An 18,046-nucleotide genomic window follows, 5' to 3' on the forward strand; every position below is an offset into this window, starting at 1 on the left:
AGCCGCCCCCGTCAAGGCTGCCTGCCAAAATCCCTGTTCAGGGTTACTTTCGGCGCGATTTTACCGCCCGCGCAGCCGGTCCAGCGCGTCGGAGGAGGCAAATCCGTCCGCGGGGACCCCGATCGAGGCCTGGAAGTTGCGCAGGGCCTCCCGGGTCTGGCCGCCGAACTGGCCGTCGGGGGTGCCCTTGTAGAAGCCGCGCTGGGCCAGCAGCTGCTGGAGTTCCAGCCGCTCGGTGCGGGACAGCTCCCGTTCCTGCCGCGGCCAGGGCTGCACGAAGGGCTGGCTGCCGCGGAGGCGATCGGCGAAATGGCCGATCGCCAGCGCATAAGCCTCGGCCGGGTTGTACTTCATGATGACGCGGAAATTCTGCAGCATCAGGAAGCCCGGCCCCTGCGCGCCGGCCGGCGCCAGCAGATAAGCCTTCTCGGCCGGATGCGGGAACGGCTGGTTGGCCGGGCGCTTGAGCCCGAGCTTCTCCCACTGCGCCATCGTCATCGCCTTGGCGCGGTCGGCCAGCATGTAGTTGAAGCCCTGGGGCACCACGACCTCGTAGCCCCAGGTCTGGCCGGCCTGCCAGCCGTCCTTCTTCAGATTGTTGGCGGTCGAGGCAATCAGGTCGGAGGGATTGTCGACGACGTCACGCCGGCCGTCACCGTCGCCGTCCACGGCAAAGCGCTTGAACGCGGTCGGCATGAACTGGGTCGGGCCGAACGCGCCGGCCCACGAGCCGCGCAACTGTTCGGGCCGCAGGTCGCCGCGGTTGAGGATCTCCAGCGCCGAGAGGAATTCGTCCCTGAAATAGGCCTGGCGGCGGCCGATGCAGGCGAGCGTCGCGGTCGATTGCAGCACGCTGCGGTCGCCCATCTGCGTCGAGTAGTTTGACTCGATGCCCCAGATCGAGGCGATGATATAACGATCGACGCCGGTGGCTTTTTCGGTGGCGTCGAACTGCGCCTTGTATTTGGCCAGGACCTCGCGGCCCTTGGCGAGGCGGTTGTCGTTCACGAGGATGTCGAGATAATCCCAGATCGACTTGGTGAACTCGGGCTGCGAGTCCATGAGGTCCATGATGCGCAGATCGGGCGCGAGCCCTGCCGTGAAGCGCTGGAAATTTTCCTGCGTGATGCTGCGCCGTGCGGCATCCGGCCACATGGCTGCGACGCAATTGTTGAAATTGGAGGCCGCCTCGCGGATCGCGGCGGCCGTCATCAGCGGATGGCCGGAGGCGCCGTCCTCGCCGCTCCAAGGTTGAACTCCCGTTTGAGCGCCGCCGGGACCTTGCGCCGCCTGCGGGGGCGCCGGATTCGGGCCGGAGAAAATACCGCCGAACAGGTTCGACAGGCCGTTCTGCGCCTGCGCGCAAGCCGGCAGCAGCAACGCGGCGGCAATCATCGCTCTGCTGGTCACAAATCCAGCACGTTTCGCCAGCCCTGCCATTGCCAGCCCTGCCATTGATTGCATCATGTCCACCCGTCGGCCTGAAAAATCGCCTTCAGGAGGCCCGGTTACGGTTGCCACTAGCTTAACAAAGGTGAAATTTTGGTGACGGCCTTTTTCTTAACTTCGCGCGGGCGAGGCCCCACATCCGCCTTTGTTAGCGGCTGCAAACAAGCTAGCAAGATGCCATTGCTCCCTTCCTCAGGTATTCGATCGATCCCATGAAAATTCGCAAAGCCGTATTCCCCGTCGCCGGCCTCGGCACCCGCGTCCTGCCCGCCACCAAGGCGATGCCGAAGGAAATGCTGACCATCGTCGACAAGCCGCTGATCCAGTACGTCTATGACGAGGCGCGGGAAGCCGGCATCGAGCATTTCATCTTCGTCACCGGCCGCAACAAGAATGTCATCGAAGATCACTTCGACAAGATGTTCGAGCTCGACGCGACGCTCAGCCAGCGCGGCAAGAAGGCCGAGCAGGAGATTCTGGCGCAGAACCAGCCGGAGGCCGGCGCCGTCAGCTTCACCCGCCAGCAGGCGCCGCTCGGCCTCGGTCATGCGGTCTGGTGCGCGCGCGACATCGTCGGCAACGAGCCGTTCGCGGTCGTGCTGCCGGACGAGCTCGTGCTCAATTCGCCCGGCTGCCTGAAGCAGATGATCGAGACCGCCAGCAAGCTCGGCGAGAAATCCAACGTCATCGCGGTCGAGGCGGTGCCCGACCATCTCACCCATCAATACGGCATCTGCGGCGTCGGAAAACGCACCGGCAAGATGTTCGAGGTCGACGGCATGATTGAGAAGCCGGCCAAGGGCACCGCGCCCTCCAACCTCTCGATCACCGGCCGCTACATCCTGCAGCCGGAGATCTTCAAGATCCTGGAGACCCAGGAGCGCGGCGCCGGCGGCGAGATCCAGCTCACCGACGCCATGATCGGCCTCGCCAAATCGCAAAAGTTCTACGGCGTCGAGTTCGAGGGCGAGCGCCATGATTGCGGCTCCAAGCCGGGCTTCCTCCGCGCCAACATCGCCTACGGCCTGAAGCGCCCCGAGCTGCGCGACGGGCTGATCGCGGAGATGAAGAAGTATCTGGGGCAGTAGTCTCCCGTCGTCCCGGCGAAGGCCGGGACCCATAACCACAGGGAGTGGTTTGGCGAAGACTCGTCGTTCGGTACTGCTACCGTTCGCAACGATGGATCACGCGGAATGGGTCCCGGCCCCCCGTGCGCAATTGCGCACTAGGCCGGGACGACACCGTGGATGTCGCAACTCACGCCACCAGCGACAGCTTCGGCAAGCTCGCGACCACCGACTGGTTGCGGCCGCCGGCTTTGGCGGCGTAGAGCGCCTTGTCGGCGGCGCCGACCAGGAGCGGCCAGTCCATGCCCGTGGTCGGAACGAGGCTCGCGATGCCGCAGGAGACCGTCGTGCTCGTCTGGTCGTCGGACCAGCCCTGCACCTTGGCTCGGATCTTCTCGGCCACCTTGAGGGCGTCGGTGATCGAGGTGCCCGGCAGCAGCACGGCGAATTCCTCGCCGCCATAGCGTGCGGCGCAGTCGCCGGCGCGGCTCACCGAATCGGAAATGCAGATAGCGATGCCGACCAGCACCTGGTCGCCGGCCTGGTGGCCGAACGTGTCGTTGTAGGCCTTGAAGTGATCGGCATCGATCATCAATAGCGCGATCGGCGTCTTCTGGCGCATCGCGCGGCGCCATTCGGCGTCGATCACCTGGTCGAATTTGCGGCGGTTCTTCAGGCCGGTGAGCGCGTCCGTCGTCGCCATCTCCTCGAGCTTGCGCTCGGCCTCGGCGCGCCGGCCGATCTCGCGCGCGAGCACCAGCGTCGATGCCAGCATGAACAGGTTGAGCGCCAGGACCACGGCGCCGATGCGGTAGGCTTCCCTCTGCCAGAGCTCGAACACGGCGCTCAGTGGCTTGCCTGCCACCACGAATAGCGGTCCGGAGCCGGTGCTGCGGACGTAGAGGCGCGGCGTCGCGTCCACCGGGCCCTGGCCGGAATAGGCCCCGCCGGCCTTGAGATTGTCAGCCTTCCAGCTCTGCTGCGTTCCGAGATTCTTGCCGATCACGTCGAGGTCGAACGGCCGCCGCATCATGATGGTACGGTCGCGCTTGAGCACGGTGATGGTGTCGTCGGCATTGAGGTTCAGCCGCTCGAACAATTCGTGGAAATAACTGAAGCGGATCGAGCCGGCGACGACGCCCATGAAGCCGCCGTCGGTGTCGCTGATGCGCCGGCTCAGCACGATCGCGTAGGCGCCGCGGAACAGCATGGGACGGCTGATGAAGAGCCCGGCGCCGGGGTTGTCGCGATGAATCTTGAAGTAATCCTCCTCGCCGCGGTTCTCCGCCGGGGGATCGAGCGTGGAGGCATCGATGGTCAGCCGGCCGTCGGCGTCGAACACCTGGATCGCGCCGAAATGCCTCGCCGTGGTCGCATGGTCGAACAGGATGAGGTGACGGATCGGCTTCGAGACCGTGGCGATTTCCGGCAGCAGCATGTTGCTGGCGACCGCCTTGAGGGCCAGGTCGTAGATCTCGATGTTGCGGCTGACGTCGGACTCGATGGTCGTCGCCAGGTTTTCCAGCGTCTGGCGGGCGAGCGCCTCCTCGCCGCGGCGCATGTCCAGCATGACGTTGACGCAAATGGCGGAAAAGCCGATCACCGTCACCACGGACGAGATGATCAGCAGCTTCGCCGAAAGCCGCCATGGCCGGCGGGCCATGACTTCGCGCCATCCAGACAACATCGGTTGCTCCCGACATGACTGAATGCGCCCGAAAGCTTGAGTAGTGTTTAAGCCGGGACGGCGCTGCCGTAATGAGTTAAAAATTGGTTTCCGCGGCTCACGTTTTTGGGCAGAGCGGGCCTTCGACCAGCGAAGAGGACAGCGGTGAACGACTACGACGCGTTGCGCGATTATCTGATGCGGCAGAAGCAGACGGAATTCGTGCTGACCTATGAACAGATCGAAGAGATCATCGGCGCGGCTCTGCCGCGCGCGGCGAATCGTGCCTCATGGTGGGACAGCCTGCGTAGCCCGGACATCCAGATGCCGCAGCGCGAAGCCTGCCTCGCCGCCGGTTTCAAGGCGATGCGGATGCCGGATGGCCAGAGCGTGCGGTTCACGAAGCAGAAGAAGAACGACCGGCGGCGCTAGCGTGGTTCTTCCCTTCTCCCCTTGTGGGAGAAGGTGGCGCGAAGCGCCCGATGAGGGGTATGTTTCCGCATATCCAATCGCGAGAGTTTCGGGCGCGGAGGCATACCCCTCACCCGTCTCGCCGCTCTGCGGCGAGCCACCCTTTCCCACAAGGGGAGAGGGGTAAAAAGCGTCAGCTCGCCGCTTCCAGCCGCACTTCCGTGAGCAGCCGCATCGCGGCATCGGCGTCCATGGGTTCGCCGAAGGCAAACCCCTGCGCGTATTCGCAGCCCATCTGGTAGAGCTCGACCGCGTCGGAATCGGTCTCGGCGCCTTCGGCGACCACGTCCATGCCGAGGTCGTGCGCCATCGCGATGATGGACTTCAGGATCACCGGGCGGGTGCCGCGGTTGGTGGTGCGCACGAACGACTGGTCGATCTTGATGGTGTCGAACGGGAAGCGCTGCAGATAGGCCAGCGACGAATGGCCGGTGCCGAAATCGTCGAGCGACAGCCCGGTGCCGAGCTCGCGGATCCGCGTCAGCATCTGCGCCGCGTGCTCCGGGTTCTCCATCACCAGCGATTCCGTCAGTTCGAGCTTCAGCGTGCCGCGCGCGACCGAGGAGCGCGACAGCACGGTGCGGATGTCGTGGATCAGATCGTGGCGCAGCAATTGCCGCGAGGAGACGTTGACGGATGCGAAGATCGGCTCGCGCGAGCGCATTGCGCGCTGCCAGATCGAGAGCTGCTTGGCGGTCTGGTCGAGCACGAACATGCCGAGGTCGATGATCAGGCCGGTCTCTTCCGCGATGGTGATGAATTCCGACGGCGCCATGCGTCCGAGCTTGGGATGATCCCAGCGCACCAGCGCCTCGAATCCGGCGACCGAACGGTCTTCGAGCCGCACGATCGGCTGGTACAGGATCGTGAGCTCCTGCCGCTCGATGGCGCGGCGCAGTTCGCTCTCGAGCGTCAGCCGGTCGGTTTTTCGCGCGCGCATCGCGGCCTTGTAGACGTCGATGCGATCGCCGCCGATGCGCTTGGAGTGATACATCGCAAGCTCGGCGTCCTTGATGATCTCGTCCGTGAGCTGAACCTGCGGATCGGACAAGGCGAGGCCGATCGAGGCCGTGAGGAAAATCTCGCGTTCGTTGAAGGCGATCGGCGCGCGGATGGTCTTGCGGATGGTCTCGGCGAAGGCGGTGATGCGGGCGGGGTCCTGCTCCGAGAGCAGGATCAGGCCGAACTGGTCGCCGGCGAGCCGCGCCAGCGTATCCTGCGGCTTCAGGATACGGGTGAGGCGGCGGGCCAGCGTCAGCAGGATGGAATCGCCGACCGCGATGCCGACGGAATCGTTGACCTGCTTGAAGCGGTCGAGGTCGATCACCATCAGCGTCGGCCGCAGCGTCGGCATGGTCTTGGCGAAATGCGCGACGGCGCCGAGCCGGTCCATGAACAGCTTGCGGTTGGGCAGGCCGGTGAGATTGTCATGCACGGAATCGTGCAGCAGGCGCTCCTCGGCGTTGCGGAGCTCAGTGACGTCGGTGAGGGTGCCGACCACGCGGGAAACCTCGCCGTCGGAGCCGACCACCGGGCGTGCCTTCAGCGCGAACCACATGAAGTGTCCGTCCGGGGTGCGCAGGCGAAAATCCTGCACCAGGCGGCCGCGGCGCTGGTCGAGCACGCTGTCGAGCGCGGCGCGGAAACGGTCCTGGTCGAGCGGGTGCAGCACTTCCAGCCAGGAGGCGGCCGGGCCTTCCAGCGTGCCGCGCTTGAGGCCGAGCAGGGCTTCGGTCTCGGGGCTCGTGAAGACCTTGTCGGCGGAAACGTCCCAGTCCCAGATCAAATCGCCGGAACCGGCCAGCGCCAGCGCCCGCCGCTCGATGTCGGAGACGACGCCGGTGGTGGCTCCGCCGCCGGCGAACGCATGTTGCATCACCGTGAAGCCGATCAGCATCACGATCAGCACCAGGCCGCCGAGCAGCGCCGGGCCGACGATGTCGTTGGTGACGGAGCCCGCGACCGTCATGCCGGCCGCGATCACCCAGACCACCAGGAGGAACCAGGTCGGGATCAGCAGCACCGCGCGGTCGAAGCCGTGGGTGGAGAGATAGACGATCAGCGCGAAGCCGGCGAAGGCAATCAGCACCAGCGATATGCGCGCGATGCCGGAGGCGACGGCGGGGTCGAACAGGGCCAGTGCAACGAGCGAGCCCAGGAACGCGAGCCAGCCCACCGTGATGTGGGAATAGCGCACGTGCCATCGACTGAGATTGAGATAGGCGAACAGGAACACCAGCAGCGTCGCCGCCAGGATTGCCTCACCCGCCGCGCGCCAGATGCGCTCGGCGTTGTTCGACATGTCGAGCACCTTGCCCCAGAAGCCGAAATCGACGCCGATATAGACCAGCACCGCCCAGGCCAACGCCGCGGCGGCCGGGAACATGATGCTGCCCTTGACCACGAACAGAATGGTGAGAACGAGCGCCAAAAGGCCGGAGATGCCGATCACGATGCCCTGGTACAGCGTGAACGAGTTGACCTTGTCCTTGTAGGATTCCGGCTCCCACAGATAGAGCTGCGGCAGCTTGTCGGTGCGCAGCTCCGCGACGAAGGTGACGACGGCGCCGGGATCGAGGGTGACGCGGAAGACGTCGGCGGTCGGGCTCTCCTGCCGCTCCGGCCGGTCGCCGGTCGAGGGCGTGATGGTCGCGATGCGCGACAGCCCGAGGTCGGGCCAGAGCAGCCCCGAGGAGACGATGCGGTAATGCGGGGCGACGATCAGGCGGTCGAGCTGGTCGTCGGTGTTGTTGGCGAGCGCGAACACCACCCAGTTCTGGCCGCCTTCGCGGGCGCGCACCTCGATGCGGCGGACGATGCCGTCGGTGCCGGGCGCGGTGGAGACCTGGATGCGGTCGGCGTCGCTGCGCTGATGCTCGAGCACGCCGGTGAGGTCGATCGCGGGCGCGTCACCGCGGACGCTGACAGCGTCCAGCGCGCGCGCCGGGAACGCGCAGACGAGAATCATGAGGCCCAGCGCTATGGGCGCGAGGCACCTGATCAGACGCAAGGTCAGTTCTCCGCGTTCGACGCAAACTCTTCAGTGCAGGGCGTTTTCCGAACGGAACAAGATGGTTCGGTGCGTCGCGATAGATGCCACGAAAGCAAGGAAAATCAAAGGGTTTCCGGCTTGCCCTGCGGGCCGTTGGCCTAGACCTCCAACACAATTTTGCCAATATGTGCCGAGGTTTCCATCCGCCGGTGCGCATCGGATGCCTTTTCCAGCGGGAAAGTGCTGTCCATCAGCGGTTTGACGCGGCCTTCGCGCAAAAGCGGCATCACTTTCGCCTCGATCGCGGCCACCATCGCCGCCTTGTCCGCATTACTACGGGGGCGCAGCGTCGAGCCGGTATGGGTCAGGCGCTTCACCATCACCTTGGCGATGTTGACGTTGACCTTGGGCCCGTTGAGGGTCGCGATCTGCACGATGCGGCCGTCGACGGCGGCGGCGTCATAGTTGCGATCGACATAGTCGCCGGCGACCATGTCGAGGATCAGATTGGCGCCGGCATTGTTCGTCTCCGCCTTGACCACGGCGACGAAGTCCTCGTCCTTGTAGTTGATGGCACGATCCGCGCCGAGCTTGAGGCAGGCATCGATCTTGTCCTGCGATCCCACGGTGACGATCACCTTGGCGCCGAACGCTTTCGCGAGCTGGATCGCCATGGTGCCGATGCCGGAAGAGCCGCCATGGATCAGCAGCGCCTCGCCGGCCTTCAGGCCGCCGCGCTCGAACACATTGTGCCAGACCGTCATCAGCGTTTCCGGCAGCGCACCGGCTTCCTTGATCGACAGCGCCGGCGGCACGCTCATGGCCTGGGCGTCCTGGGCGATGCAGTACTGCGCATAGCCGCCACCGGCGACGAGCGACATCACCTTGTCGCCGATCTTGTGCTTCTTGGCGTTGCTGCCGACGGCCACCACTTCGCCCGCGATCTCGAGACCGGGCAGGTCGCTGGCGCCGGGCGGCGGCGGATAGGCGCCGGAGCGCTGCGCCACGTCGGGCCGGTTGACGCCGGCGGCCTGCACCTTGACCAGGATCTCGTCGGGACCGGGCTGCGGCAGCGCTCGCTGTTCCGGCACCAGCACCTCCGGTCCGCCGGGTTTGGAGATGGCGACCACGGTCATTTGCGCGGGCAGCTTGTCCATGATGTGTCCTTGAGCAAAGGTGCGGGGTGGAACGAGGCCATTGCTTAGCCAGCGCGGTGCGGGCTGGCAACCGCCTCGGCCGCTTGTGGGGCGAACGCAGGAGGAACCACGATGCCGACGGAAGACGACGACCGCCCGCGCAAGAAGATCAGCCATGAAATCGGACAGGATCTCTCACTGTTGTCTGTGGAGGAACTGACCGAGCGCATGACCCTGCTCAAGGACGAGATCGCAAGGTTGGAAGAAGCCGCCGCCAAGAAGCGCGCCTCGCGCGATGCGGCGGATCGTTTTTTCAAGAAATAGGAGGCTCACGACTCTCGTGTCCCGGACGCGGTGCAGCGCGTAGCGCTGCTCCGCAGAGCCGGGATCCATGCCTCTTCAAACTCCTCGACCAAAGAACTGGGCCCCGGCTCCGCAGCGCACCGCTATGCGCTGCGCTGCGTCCGGGGAACGAGCGCCCACTCGGCCACTGACCGACATGGCTAACGAACCCTCAAAATAATCGCTCGTTTACTCCACATTAAGCTTTCGAGTTTATGACTGGGAACTGTCCTCGTTTGGACACCGAGTGGCTCCTGTCCACTCTGTTTGACGCCTCCCTGTTATCAACTTTCAAAGCCGCCGGTTTTCCGGCGGCTCTTTTTTTGCTTTTGGGGGCAGCATGATCCGGAAAAGTGCGAAGCGGTTTTCCGATAAGATCATGCTCAAACAACAACCTAATGCGCGCCGCGCGCGCTTAGCTCCGGTTGAATTCCGAGGGAAGACCCGTGGAAACCATATCCGCGCTTGTCGCTGGACTCGGCGTCCGGCCCGCGCAATGATTTGTTCATCATAAGCCGGCGCCAAGCCGGACAGTCAGACAGTTGCGTAAGGGGCGTTAACCATGGAACGTTTGCAAGCCGAAGGCGCTCTCGTTCAACTCAGCGAGCGGTTCACCAATTCTGCGGCGTTCGGCGTCCTGTTCCGTGAGGGCATGGACCTGGTCGAAGAGACCGCCGCCTATCTCGATGGCGCCGGCCGCACCGAGGCCAAGGCGCTCGATCGCGCCGTCAGCCTCACCTATGCGACCGAGAGCATGCGTCTGACCACCCGCCTGATGCAGCTCGCCTCGTGGCTGCTGCTGCACCGCGCCGTGAAGGAAGGCGAGATGACGCTGGGCCAGGCCAACCGCGAAAAAACCAAGGTCAAGCTCTCCGCCGCCGATCCCGGCTCCACCGACACCATCGAGAAGCTGCCGTCGCAGCTCCAGGACCTGATCCATCGCTCGATGAGCCTGCAGACCCGAGTGCGCCGTCTGGACACCACCATCCACACCCCGCCGGTCGATCATCCCTCGATCGGCAACCCGCTGGTGCCGCATCTCAACGCGCTGAAGGCGGCGTTCGAGCGGTAATTTTCTATCCGCGCATTTGATGTTGAACCGTCACCCTGAGGTGCTCGCCTCTTCGGCGAGCCTCGAAGGGCGACGGCCCGGCTGCATCTCGGCCGTCCATCCTTCGAGGCTCCCGGCACGATGCTTTGCATCGCGCCTCAGGATGACGGGTCTGGTAGCGATGCGACGGCACCCCCCCCCCAAAACAAAAAACGCCCCCGGCTTTCCGGGGGCGTTTTTCGTCTCCAGCCTCGAGGGCCGGATCAATCCTTTTTGAGAAAGCCCGAAAACTTCTTCTGGAAGCGCGAGACGCGGCCGCCGCGATCCATCAGCTGCGCGTTGCCGCCGGTCCAGGCCGGGTGCGACTTGGGGTCGATGTCGAGGTTCAGCGTGTCGCCTTCCTTGCCCCAGGTGGAGCGGGTCAGGTACTCGGTTCCGTCGGTCATCACGACCTTAATCGTATGATAATTCGGGTGAATTTCGGCTTTCATGGCAATTCCTCGGCGCCCCGGCGCCTCACTTGAGTGGCTATCGAATGACGGATTTGGCCGGCTCTATACCCCACGAGGCCCTGTAAAACAAGCCATTGCAGGGTCTTGGGCAAGGTCTTGGCAAGGCCTTGGGAGGCCTTTGAGGGCCGGGCTGTCACCTAAGGGACATCCCGGATTTGCCACTCCCGCTCGCCCGGCCTATTTGGGACGCAGTCCTCTCTTTTGGTCGGATCCCATGAGCGCAGTAGAACGGCTTGAAACCGGGCCCGCGGAAGCCCCGTCGATCGAAGCCGAACTGATCGAGGCGCCGGCGAAGAGCCGTGCGAAGCTGCGGCCGCTGCTGGCGCTTGCGCCCTATGTGGCGCGCTATCGCGGCCGGGCGGCGCTGGCCTTCGTGGCGCTGACGATCGCGGCGCTGACCACTCTGCTGGTGCCGGTCGCGGTGCGCAGGATGATCGATTTCGGCCTGACGGCCGAGGGCATCGAGCTGATCAACAGCTACTTCTCGGTGATGATCGCGGTCGTCGCCGTGCTCGCGCTCGCGAGCGCCGCGCGCTACTACCTCGTGATGACGATCGGCGAGCGCATCGTTGCCGATCTCAGGCGCGACGTCTTCGCCCATCTGCTGTCGCTCTCGCCGGCCTTCTTCGATTCCGCGCGCAGCGGCGAACTGGTGTCGCGCCTGACCGCCGACACCACCCAGATCAAATCTTCCGTCGGCGCCTCCGTCTCGATCGCGCTGCGCAACCTGATGATGTTCTTCGGTGCTGCGGCGATGATGGTGATCACCAGCCCGCGCCTTTCCGGCTTCGTGTTGCTGGCCATTCCCCTGATCGTGCTGCCGCTGGTCGCCTTCGGGCGCTGGGTGCGGCGTCTGTCGCGCAATGCGCAGGACACGCTGGCCGAGGCCTCGGCCTATGCCGGCGAGCTGGTCGGTGCGATCCGCACCGTGCAGGCCTATACCAGCGAAGGGCTCGCCGAGAAGCGCTTTGTCGGCGAGGTCGAGCAGGCCTATGAAGCCGCGCGCACGTCCACGCAGGCGCGTGCCGTGCTCACCGCCATCATCATCTTCATCGTGTTCGCAAGCGTGGTCGCGATCCTCTGGATCGGCTCGCACGACGTGCTGACCGGCACCATCTCGCCGGGCCGGCTCGGCCAGTTCGTGCTCTACGCGGCCTTCGCCGCGGCTGGCCTCGGCCAGCTCAGCGAGGTCTGGGGCGAGATTTCGGCGGCGTCCGGCGCTGCCGAGCGTCTGTTCGAGATCCTGCATGTGCAGCCTGAGATCAGGGCGCCCGCGTCTCCGCGCGCGCTCCCGGTGCCGGCGCGCGGTGAAGTCGGCTTCGACCAGGTCAGCTTCGCCTATCCGGCGCGGCGCGATGTCAAAGTGCTCGACGCCGTGTCGTTCACCGTGCGTCCCGGCGAGAAGGTTGCGATCGTCGGTCCGTCCGGCGCCGGCAAGAGCACGATCTTTCATCTCCTCTTGCGCTTCTACGATCCGCGCGGCGGCGCGATCTCGCTCGACGGCGTGCCGGTCAAATCCGCCGATCCGCGCGACTTCCGCTCCCGCATCGCGCTGGTGCCGCAGGAATCGAACGTGTTCGCTGCAAGCGCCCGCGACAACATCCGCTTCGGCCGGCCCGATGCGACCGACGCCGAGGTCGAGCGCGCCGCCGAGCTTGCGCATGCCGCCGAGTTCATCCGCCGCCTGCCCGAAGGTTTTGACACCCCGCTCGGCGAGCGCGGCGTGACGCTGTCCGGCGGCCAGCGCCAGCGCATCGCGATCGCCCGCGCCATCCTGCGCGATGCGCCGCTGCTGCTGCTGGACGAAGCCACCTCCGCGCTCGATGCCGAAAGCGAGACGCTGGTGCAGACCGCGCTGGAAGAGCTGATGCGCCACCGCACCACGCTCGTCATCGCGCACCGCCTCGCTACCGTCTTGTCCTGCGACCGCATCCTGGTGATGGACCAGGGCCGGATCGTCGAGCAGGGCACGCATGCGGAGCTCGTCGCCGCGAACGGGCTCTATGCCAGGCTGGCGAGGTTGCAGTTCGAGGGGGCGTGAGGCGGAGGCGTTCAGGCTGCCGCCCCAATCACAGTGTCATCGCCCGCGACGGCGGGTAACGCATCTACCTAGAGTCCGATAGCAGTCCTTGTCGGACTCGAAGGGGACGGGTTGCCCGCCTCATCGAGGCCCGCTGCTGGCCCGTATGAGACATCGGAGGCGGCGATGTGGTATCCGAAGACGATGCAAGGAGCCAAGCCTCGTGCCTTGTGTTCTCAGACCGCCGACAGTTGAAGAGCTACCTACGCTCTCGGCCTTGTGCCTTAGGTCGAAAGCTGTATGGGGCTACGGCAACGACTTCATGGAGGCCTGTCGGGGCGAACTCACCATCGAAGCATGCGAACTCCAATCCAGTTCAATTGCGGTGGCGGAAGAGAACGGCAAGATCGTCGGCGTCGCCCAAGTCAGGGTCACTGGAAGCCGGGCTGATTTGTTGAAGTTGTTTGTCGAGCCGACGATGCTTCGCAGTGGCTTGGGAATGAAGCTGTTTCATTGGGCTGCCCGCGAAGCAACAGCGATGGGTGCTCACCGAATGGCGATCGAGGCGGACCCAGATGCCGCGCCTTTCTATCGACACATGGGGGCGAAGGACTCCGGCTTCGCTCCGTCCGGCTCAATACCGGGCAGAATGCTTCCCAAGCTGATTAAGGAGCTGGGATCAATGTGAAATCACTTGGCCCTCGGTGGCCCCCGAACGGTCGATCACAACGTTCGCGCTCAGGGTAGACGGGAACTGGCCGCTCTACCGACAAACGGCGCTCATGACCCTTAGCGGACACCAGCTTCACACGGCGGTAAACTGAAACGACCTTGTGATTGGATCACGTGAATGATTGTTCTGATCGGTCCGGTACTCTTCATCCTCCTCATCTTGTTCGCTATTCGACAGCAAAAGCGCGGCCTTGCGGGGTGGAAGACGGCCCTTCTTGTTGTCGCAGGCACGGGTGTGATCGCTGTGATGAGTTTCGGATTGCTCATCATAGGCTTCCGGAATTTCGGATAGGGCAGTCCGCACCCCTGAGCCGAGTGGACGGAGCTTTGTAGTTTCCTCAGATGTGGCGCACTACCAAGCATCGCCGGCCCAAGGCTTGTCCAAAGGTGTCGGCGCCTGAGAGACCATTCGCGCTCCCGAGAGCGCATCGCGGCGAGTTGACGAATAGCGCCGATCATCTGCACTTCGGCGAGAGCGCCGGCACGTTCGGCCACGGCCAGTTCTTCCAGCTCCCGTCCTCATCGACGCAGGCCGATGGCTCAAGGCCGTTCGTCGGAGCACTCGTCGTCCTGACCGGCGTGGCGAAGCGCTGGTCGACATAGCTCGTCGAGACGTATCCGGCGACGATGACACCCAGCAGGACCGAAGACCCCTTGGCCAGATCGCTCAGTTTCATCGGTCATCTCCATCCGCTTGCCGGCGCAACTTCTGGACACAACGAATAGGTGACGTCTTGGGATCCCGACGTGACGGGCGTCACGTCCGTCGGAATCAGGCCCGCCACATCATCTTCAGCACCGGCCGGCCCGAGGTCGGGTTCACCTCGTCGCCGGCATGGGCAAAGCCGTTGCGCTCGTAGAAGCGGATGGCGCGGCTGTTGTCCTTGTTGACGAGCAGCGTCACGCCCGTCGGTGACAGGCGCTTGGCCTCATCCACCAGCAGCCGCGCCGCGTCCGAGCCCCAATGCGCGGGATCGACCACGAGCTGGTCGAGATAGCCGTCGCCGTCGATGGTGACGAAGCCGGTGAGCGCGCCGTCCTGCTCCGCGACCACGATCGAGGCTTTCGGCACCAGATCCTTGCGCCAGCGCTCGCGCCACCAGTCCAGGCGGGCGGCGAAGTTGATCTGCGGATAGGCCTGCTGCCAGGTGCGATGCCACAGGTCGATCGAGGCGGCCTCGTCCTCGGGACGGTAAGGGCGGAGGTGGAGGGCGCTCACTACCGCTCCGTCAGCTTCAGCTCGATGCGGCGGTTGCGCTTGTAGGCTTCCTCGGTGTTGGCGGTGTCGAGCGGCTGGAATTCGCCGAAGCCGGCGGCGACGAGGCGCTGGGCGGGCACGCCGAGCGAGATCAGATACTGCACCACCGAGATGGAGCGGGCGGCCGAGAGGTCCCAGTTCGACTTGAAGTTCGGCCCGTTGACCGGGCGTACGTCGGTGTGGCCGTCGACGCGCAGCACCCAGGGGATCTCGTTCGGGATCTTCTTGTCGAGCTCGATCAGCGCGGCAGCCAAGGTGTCGAGCTCGGCGCGGCCTTCAGGCAACAGCACCGCCTGTCCGGTGTCGAAGAACACTTCGGACTGGAACACGAAGCGGTCGCCGACGATGCGGATGTCGGGGCGGTTGCCGAGGATGGCGCGCAGGCGGCCGAAGAATTCCGAGCGGTAGCGCGACAATTCCTGCACCCGCTGCGCCAGGGCGACATTCAGGCGAGACCCCAGATCGGCAATTCGGTTTTGCGATTCCTTGTCGCGCTTCTCGGAGACGTCGAGCGCTTCTTCCAGCGCCGCCAATTGCCGCCGCAGCGCGCTGATCTGCTGGTTCAGCACCTCGATCTGGGCCAGCGCCCGCCCCGAAACCGCCTTCTCGGAGTCCAGCGCCTTGCCGAGCTCGGAGGACTTGCCTTGCGCGTCGTTGCCGGCGGCGGCCAGCCCGTCATAGAGACCCTTGATGCGGTCGCGCTCGCTCTCGGCCGAGGCGAGGCCGGCTTTCAGTGACGAGACCTGATCGTCGAGCGTGAGCTTGCCGAGCTTCTCTAGCGACAGCAGCTCGTTGAGCTGCGCGATCTTGGCGTTGAGCTGTTCCAGCGCCTTGTCCTTGCCGGTGACCTCCTGCGACAGGAAGAACTGCACGACCAGGAAGACCGACAGCAGGAACACGATCGACAGCACCAGCGTCGACAGCGCGTCGACGAAGCCGGGCCAGTAGTTGAAGGAGGTGTCGCCGCGGCGGCCGCGCGCCAGAGCCATGTCGCTAACCCTTCTCGGGCTGACGCGCGAGGCGCTCCAGCAGGCGCCGGATCTCGCGGTTCTGCTCGCCCTGGCCGTCGGCCCATTCGCGGATCATCTGCTGCTCGGTCCGCATATGCGAGACCAGCGCCTGGATGGCTTCGGCGAGGCTCGCCATCGCCGCGGTGGTGCCGCGGCTGCCGCTGCCCTCCTCGAGCACCGAGCGCAAGCGCTCGACGACGGCCTGAAGCTCGCCGCTGGCAATGCCGCCGCCACCGCCCCCGGCTGCGACCGCCACCTCGCCGCTGCCATATTCGCGCACGGTGGTGGCAAGCCAGTCTTCGAGGTCGGTGTAGAAACGGTTCTGCGCCTGGCTCGATTGCAGGTCGAGAAAGCCGAGGACCAGCGAGCCGGCGAGGCCGAACAGCGAGCTCGAGAACGAGATGCCCATGCCGCCGAGCGGGGCGGCGAGGCCCTCCTTCAGCGTGTCGAACAGGGCGCCGGAATCACCCCCGACCTTGAGCCCGTCGATCACCTTGCCGACCGAGCCGACCGTCTCGATCAGGCCCCAGAAGGTGCCGAGCAGGCCGAGGAAGACCAGAAGCCCGGTCATGTAGCGGGAGATGTCGCGGGCCTCGTCGAGGCGGGTTGCGATCGAATCGAGCAGGTGCCGCATGGTGGTCTGGGTGATCGACATCCGCCCGGTGCGCTCGCCGCCGAGGATCATCGCCATCGGAGCCAGCAGCTTGGGGTGGCGGGCGGGCGCAAGGCCGGGATCGGCGATGCGGAAATTGTTGACCCAGGAGACTTCGGGGTAGAGCCGGATCACCTGGCGGAAGGCCAGGATGATGCCGATGAACAGCACGCCGCCGATCAGGGCATTGAGCCCGGGATTGGCGAAGAAGGCCTGGATGATCTGCTTGTAGAGCACCACCCCAACCAGGGCGCAGAGCACCAGGAAGACCAGCATCCGCACCAGGAAGACGCTGGGCGAGGAAAGCTTTGTGTATTCGATGTCGATGGGGGAGCGGGGCGAGGCGCCTGACGGCATGGCCGGTATCATCCGTTAACTTGCTTGCGGGGCGCACTATGGCACAGCGCCAGCCCAAAAAAAGCGCCGGATGCGCCGATTTCGGGGAGAGCTGCGGAACCCAAAGCTGAAACCGGGCTTTGGTAGGGACGTAGTTTGCAAATCGTCGGCATTCCACAGGTTCAAGTCGCACTTTTCCCCCTGGCGCCCAATACCTGCCGCCCAAGACGGAGTCGTCGCATGAGCGTCGTGTCCGCGATCATCGGGACTGCCGAGCGGGTGCCGCTGCCTGATGTCGTGATCCGCGCGGCGATCCAGCGCCTGTGCTCGCGCACGGTGACGCGCCTGTCCGCGCTGGGCGAGGCGGACGATGCCGCCTTCGCCGGGCGGCTGATGCTGCGGCCGATCGCCGAGGACGCGGATGCCGGGCATGACGAGGCGCCCGCTTCGTTCTTTGCCAAGGTGCTCGGTCCCAACCGCAAATACTCGTGCTGCTTCTACAAGACCGGTGCGACCACCTTGCGGGAGGCCGAGGAGGAGGCGCTGCGCCAGACCGCCGAGCATGCCGCCCTCGCCGACGGCCAGACCATCCTCGAGCTCGGCTGCGGCTGGGGCTCGCTGTCGCTGTGGATGGCGCGGCAGTTTCCGCACGCGAAGGTGACGGCGGTGTCGAGCTCGCAGGCGCAGCGCGCCCATATCGAGGAAGAGGCGCGGCAGCGCGGTCTCCTCAACCTGCGGGTGGTCACCGCGGACATGAACGTGTTCGCACCCGACGGGCAATTCGACCGCATCGTCTCGGTCGAGATGTTCGAGCACGTGATGAACTGGCGCAAGCTGATGACGCGCCTTCGCGCGTGGCTCGCGCCGGAGGGGCGGTTCTTCATGCAAATCGTCGCCCATCGCTCCGGCTCCCACCTGTTCGACGGGGCCGATCGCGACGACTGGATCGCGCAGCACGTCTTCACGGGCGGGCTGATGCCGAGCCATCACCTCATCAGGCAATTCGACGATATCTTCACGGTCGAGAAGGAATGGTGCTGGAGCGGCACGCATTATCAGCGCACCGCCAACGACTGGCTCGCCAATTTCGACGCGCATCGCGATGCCATCGAGGCGGCCTTGCGCAACATCCATGGCGAGGAGACCGGCCTGCGGATGCGACGCTGGCGCTGGTTGTTTCTCGCGACCTCGGGCCTGTTCGGCTACGCCGATGGAACCGAGTGGGGCGTCAGCCACTACAGGATGAAGGCGGCGCGGTAGAGCGCGGTCTCGCGAAAGAATTTATTAAGCGTCTTTCGTTGCGCAAACGGCACACGCCGCGCGTTTTTCTTGCAGGAACACGTTGCAATTGT

Annotated in this window: 17 protein-coding genes; 8 read left to right on the forward strand and 9 right to left on the reverse strand. The window is 65.1% G+C overall.

The window, feature by feature from the left end; all coding sequences use genetic code 11:
- Positions 1–60: 60 nt before the first annotated feature.
- The gene (locus JQ591_RS03205; protein ID WP_433995196.1) at positions 61–1,455 is read right to left on the reverse strand and encodes a lytic murein transglycosylase; all 1,395 of its coding nucleotides are present in this window, start codon (positions 1,453–1,455) and stop codon (positions 61–63) included.
- A gap of 206 nt (positions 1,456–1,661) precedes the next feature.
- On the opposite strand from JQ591_RS03205, the gene galU reads away from it, so the two are divergent.
- Positions 1,662–2,537 (forward strand): UTP--glucose-1-phosphate uridylyltransferase GalU, encoded by an 876-nt coding sequence (galU, locus tag JQ591_RS03210; RefSeq protein WP_211394590.1) that lies wholly within the window; start codon positions 1,662–1,664, stop codon positions 2,535–2,537.
- A 169-nt stretch (positions 2,538–2,706) separates the two neighbouring features.
- Here galU and JQ591_RS03215 read toward each other — a convergent pair whose 3' ends face one another.
- Positions 2,707–4,203 (reverse strand): sensor domain-containing diguanylate cyclase, encoded by a 1,497-nt coding sequence (locus JQ591_RS03215; protein ID WP_211394591.1) that lies wholly within the window; start codon positions 4,201–4,203, stop codon positions 2,707–2,709.
- Between the two features lie 144 nt (positions 4,204–4,347).
- On the opposite strand from JQ591_RS03215, the gene JQ591_RS03220 reads away from it, so the two are divergent.
- On the forward strand, positions 4,348–4,614 hold the full coding sequence (locus tag JQ591_RS03220) for a DUF7662 domain-containing protein (protein ID WP_211394592.1): 267 nt from the start codon (positions 4,348–4,350) through the stop codon (positions 4,612–4,614).
- A gap of 172 nt (positions 4,615–4,786) precedes the next feature.
- On the opposite strand, the gene JQ591_RS03225 is transcribed toward JQ591_RS03220, so the two are convergent.
- Positions 4,787–7,663 (reverse strand): EAL domain-containing protein, encoded by a 2,877-nt coding sequence (locus JQ591_RS03225; RefSeq protein ID WP_211394593.1) that lies wholly within the window; start codon positions 7,661–7,663, stop codon positions 4,787–4,789.
- A 140-nt stretch (positions 7,664–7,803) separates the two neighbouring features.
- Positions 7,804–8,802, reverse strand: coding sequence for an NAD(P)H-quinone oxidoreductase (locus JQ591_RS03230; RefSeq protein ID WP_211394594.1), 999 nt, complete (start codon positions 8,800–8,802; stop codon positions 7,804–7,806).
- Between the two features lie 111 nt (positions 8,803–8,913).
- Here JQ591_RS03230 and JQ591_RS03235 point away from each other — a divergent pair, with 111 nt between their 5' ends.
- Positions 8,914–9,105, forward strand: coding sequence for a DUF1192 domain-containing protein (locus JQ591_RS03235; protein WP_211394595.1), 192 nt, complete (start codon positions 8,914–8,916; stop codon positions 9,103–9,105).
- Positions 9,106–9,685: 580 nt separating this feature from the next.
- Positions 9,686–10,195, forward strand: coding sequence for a DUF1465 family protein (locus tag JQ591_RS03240; RefSeq protein ID WP_106941886.1), 510 nt, complete (start codon positions 9,686–9,688; stop codon positions 10,193–10,195).
- A gap of 242 nt (positions 10,196–10,437) precedes the next feature.
- Here JQ591_RS03240 and rpmE read toward each other — a convergent pair whose 3' ends face one another.
- Positions 10,438–10,665 (reverse strand): 50S ribosomal protein L31, encoded by a 228-nt coding sequence (gene rpmE / locus JQ591_RS03245; protein ID WP_007599895.1) that lies wholly within the window; start codon positions 10,663–10,665, stop codon positions 10,438–10,440.
- Between the two features lie 235 nt (positions 10,666–10,900).
- Here rpmE and JQ591_RS03250 point away from each other — a divergent pair, with 235 nt between their 5' ends.
- From JQ591_RS03250 to JQ591_RS03260, 3 genes are all read left to right on the forward strand, one after another.
- Positions 10,901–12,727 (forward strand): ABC transporter ATP-binding protein/permease, encoded by a 1,827-nt coding sequence (locus tag JQ591_RS03250; RefSeq protein WP_211394596.1) that lies wholly within the window; start codon positions 10,901–10,903, stop codon positions 12,725–12,727.
- Positions 12,728–13,028: 301 nt separating this feature from the next.
- Positions 13,029–13,394, forward strand: coding sequence for a GNAT family N-acetyltransferase (locus tag JQ591_RS03255; RefSeq protein WP_211394597.1), 366 nt, complete (start codon positions 13,029–13,031; stop codon positions 13,392–13,394).
- A gap of 162 nt (positions 13,395–13,556) precedes the next feature.
- A complete protein-coding gene (locus JQ591_RS03260; RefSeq protein WP_211394598.1) occupies positions 13,557–13,730 on the forward strand; it encodes a hypothetical protein in 174 nt (57 codons plus the stop codon).
- Between the two features lie 163 nt (positions 13,731–13,893).
- On the opposite strand, the gene JQ591_RS03265 is transcribed toward JQ591_RS03260, so the two are convergent.
- The 4 genes from JQ591_RS03265 to JQ591_RS03280 all read right to left on the reverse strand — a co-directional run bounded on the left by JQ591_RS03265 (position 13,894) and on the right by JQ591_RS03280 (position 16,715).
- On the reverse strand, positions 13,894–14,115 hold the full coding sequence (locus tag JQ591_RS03265; protein WP_211394599.1) for a hypothetical protein: 222 nt from the start codon (positions 14,113–14,115) through the stop codon (positions 13,894–13,896).
- A 95-nt stretch (positions 14,116–14,210) separates the two neighbouring features.
- Positions 14,211–14,657 (reverse strand): GNAT family N-acetyltransferase, encoded by a 447-nt coding sequence (locus tag JQ591_RS03270; protein ID WP_211394600.1) that lies wholly within the window; start codon positions 14,655–14,657, stop codon positions 14,211–14,213.
- A complete protein-coding gene (locus JQ591_RS03275) occupies positions 14,657–15,685 on the reverse strand; it encodes a peptidoglycan -binding protein (protein WP_211394601.1) in 1,029 nt (342 codons plus the stop codon). Before JQ591_RS03275 ends, JQ591_RS03270 begins: the two co-directional genes overlap by 1 nt.
- A 4-nt stretch (positions 15,686–15,689) precedes the next feature.
- Positions 15,690–16,715, reverse strand: coding sequence for a flagellar motor protein MotA (locus tag JQ591_RS03280; protein ID WP_211394602.1), 1,026 nt, complete (start codon positions 16,713–16,715; stop codon positions 15,690–15,692).
- A 219-nt stretch (positions 16,716–16,934) separates the two neighbouring features.
- Between JQ591_RS03280 and JQ591_RS03285 the strand changes: the two genes are divergently transcribed.
- On the forward strand, positions 16,935–17,954 hold the full coding sequence (locus tag JQ591_RS03285) for an SAM-dependent methyltransferase (RefSeq protein ID WP_211394603.1): 1,020 nt from the start codon (positions 16,935–16,937) through the stop codon (positions 17,952–17,954).
- Positions 17,955–18,046: the final 92 nt, after the last annotated feature.

It is taken from the genome of Bradyrhizobium canariense (assembly GCF_018130465.1).
GTDB classification, from domain to species: Bacteria; Pseudomonadota; Alphaproteobacteria; order Rhizobiales; family Xanthobacteraceae; genus Bradyrhizobium; species Bradyrhizobium canariense_C.

Coding starts and splice junctions, on each gene's coding strand:
- JQ591_RS03205 (WP_433995196.1), bottom strand. CDS start 1,455: ATGGCAGGGCTGGCAATGGCAGGGCTGGCGAAACGTGCTGGATTTGTG.
- galU (WP_211394590.1), top strand. CDS start 1,662: ATGAAAATTCGCAAAGCCGTATTCCCCGTCGCCGGCCTCGGCACCCGC.
- JQ591_RS03215 (WP_211394591.1), bottom strand. CDS start 4,203: ATGTTGTCTGGATGGCGCGAAGTCATGGCCCGCCGGCCATGGCGGCTT.
- JQ591_RS03230 (WP_211394594.1), bottom strand. CDS start 8,802: ATGGACAAGCTGCCCGCGCAAATGACCGTGGTCGCCATCTCCAAACCC.
- JQ591_RS03235 (WP_211394595.1), top strand. CDS start 8,914: ATGCCGACGGAAGACGACGACCGCCCGCGCAAGAAGATCAGCCATGAA.
- JQ591_RS03240 (WP_106941886.1), top strand. CDS start 9,686: ATGGAACGTTTGCAAGCCGAAGGCGCTCTCGTTCAACTCAGCGAGCGG.
- rpmE (WP_007599895.1), bottom strand. CDS start 10,665: ATGAAAGCCGAAATTCACCCGAATTATCATACGATTAAGGTCGTGATG.
- JQ591_RS03250 (WP_211394596.1), top strand. CDS start 10,901: ATGAGCGCAGTAGAACGGCTTGAAACCGGGCCCGCGGAAGCCCCGTCG.
- JQ591_RS03255 (WP_211394597.1), top strand. CDS start 13,029: ATGGAGGCCTGTCGGGGCGAACTCACCATCGAAGCATGCGAACTCCAA.
- JQ591_RS03260 (WP_211394598.1), top strand. CDS start 13,557: ATGATTGTTCTGATCGGTCCGGTACTCTTCATCCTCCTCATCTTGTTC.
- JQ591_RS03265 (WP_211394599.1), bottom strand. CDS start 14,115: ATGAAACTGAGCGATCTGGCCAAGGGGTCTTCGGTCCTGCTGGGTGTC.
- JQ591_RS03275 (WP_211394601.1), bottom strand. CDS start 15,685: ATGGCTCTGGCGCGCGGCCGCCGCGGCGACACCTCCTTCAACTACTGG.
- JQ591_RS03280 (WP_211394602.1), bottom strand. CDS start 16,715: ATGCCGTCAGGCGCCTCGCCCCGCTCCCCCATCGACATCGAATACACA.
- JQ591_RS03285 (WP_211394603.1), top strand. CDS start 16,935: ATGAGCGTCGTGTCCGCGATCATCGGGACTGCCGAGCGGGTGCCGCTG.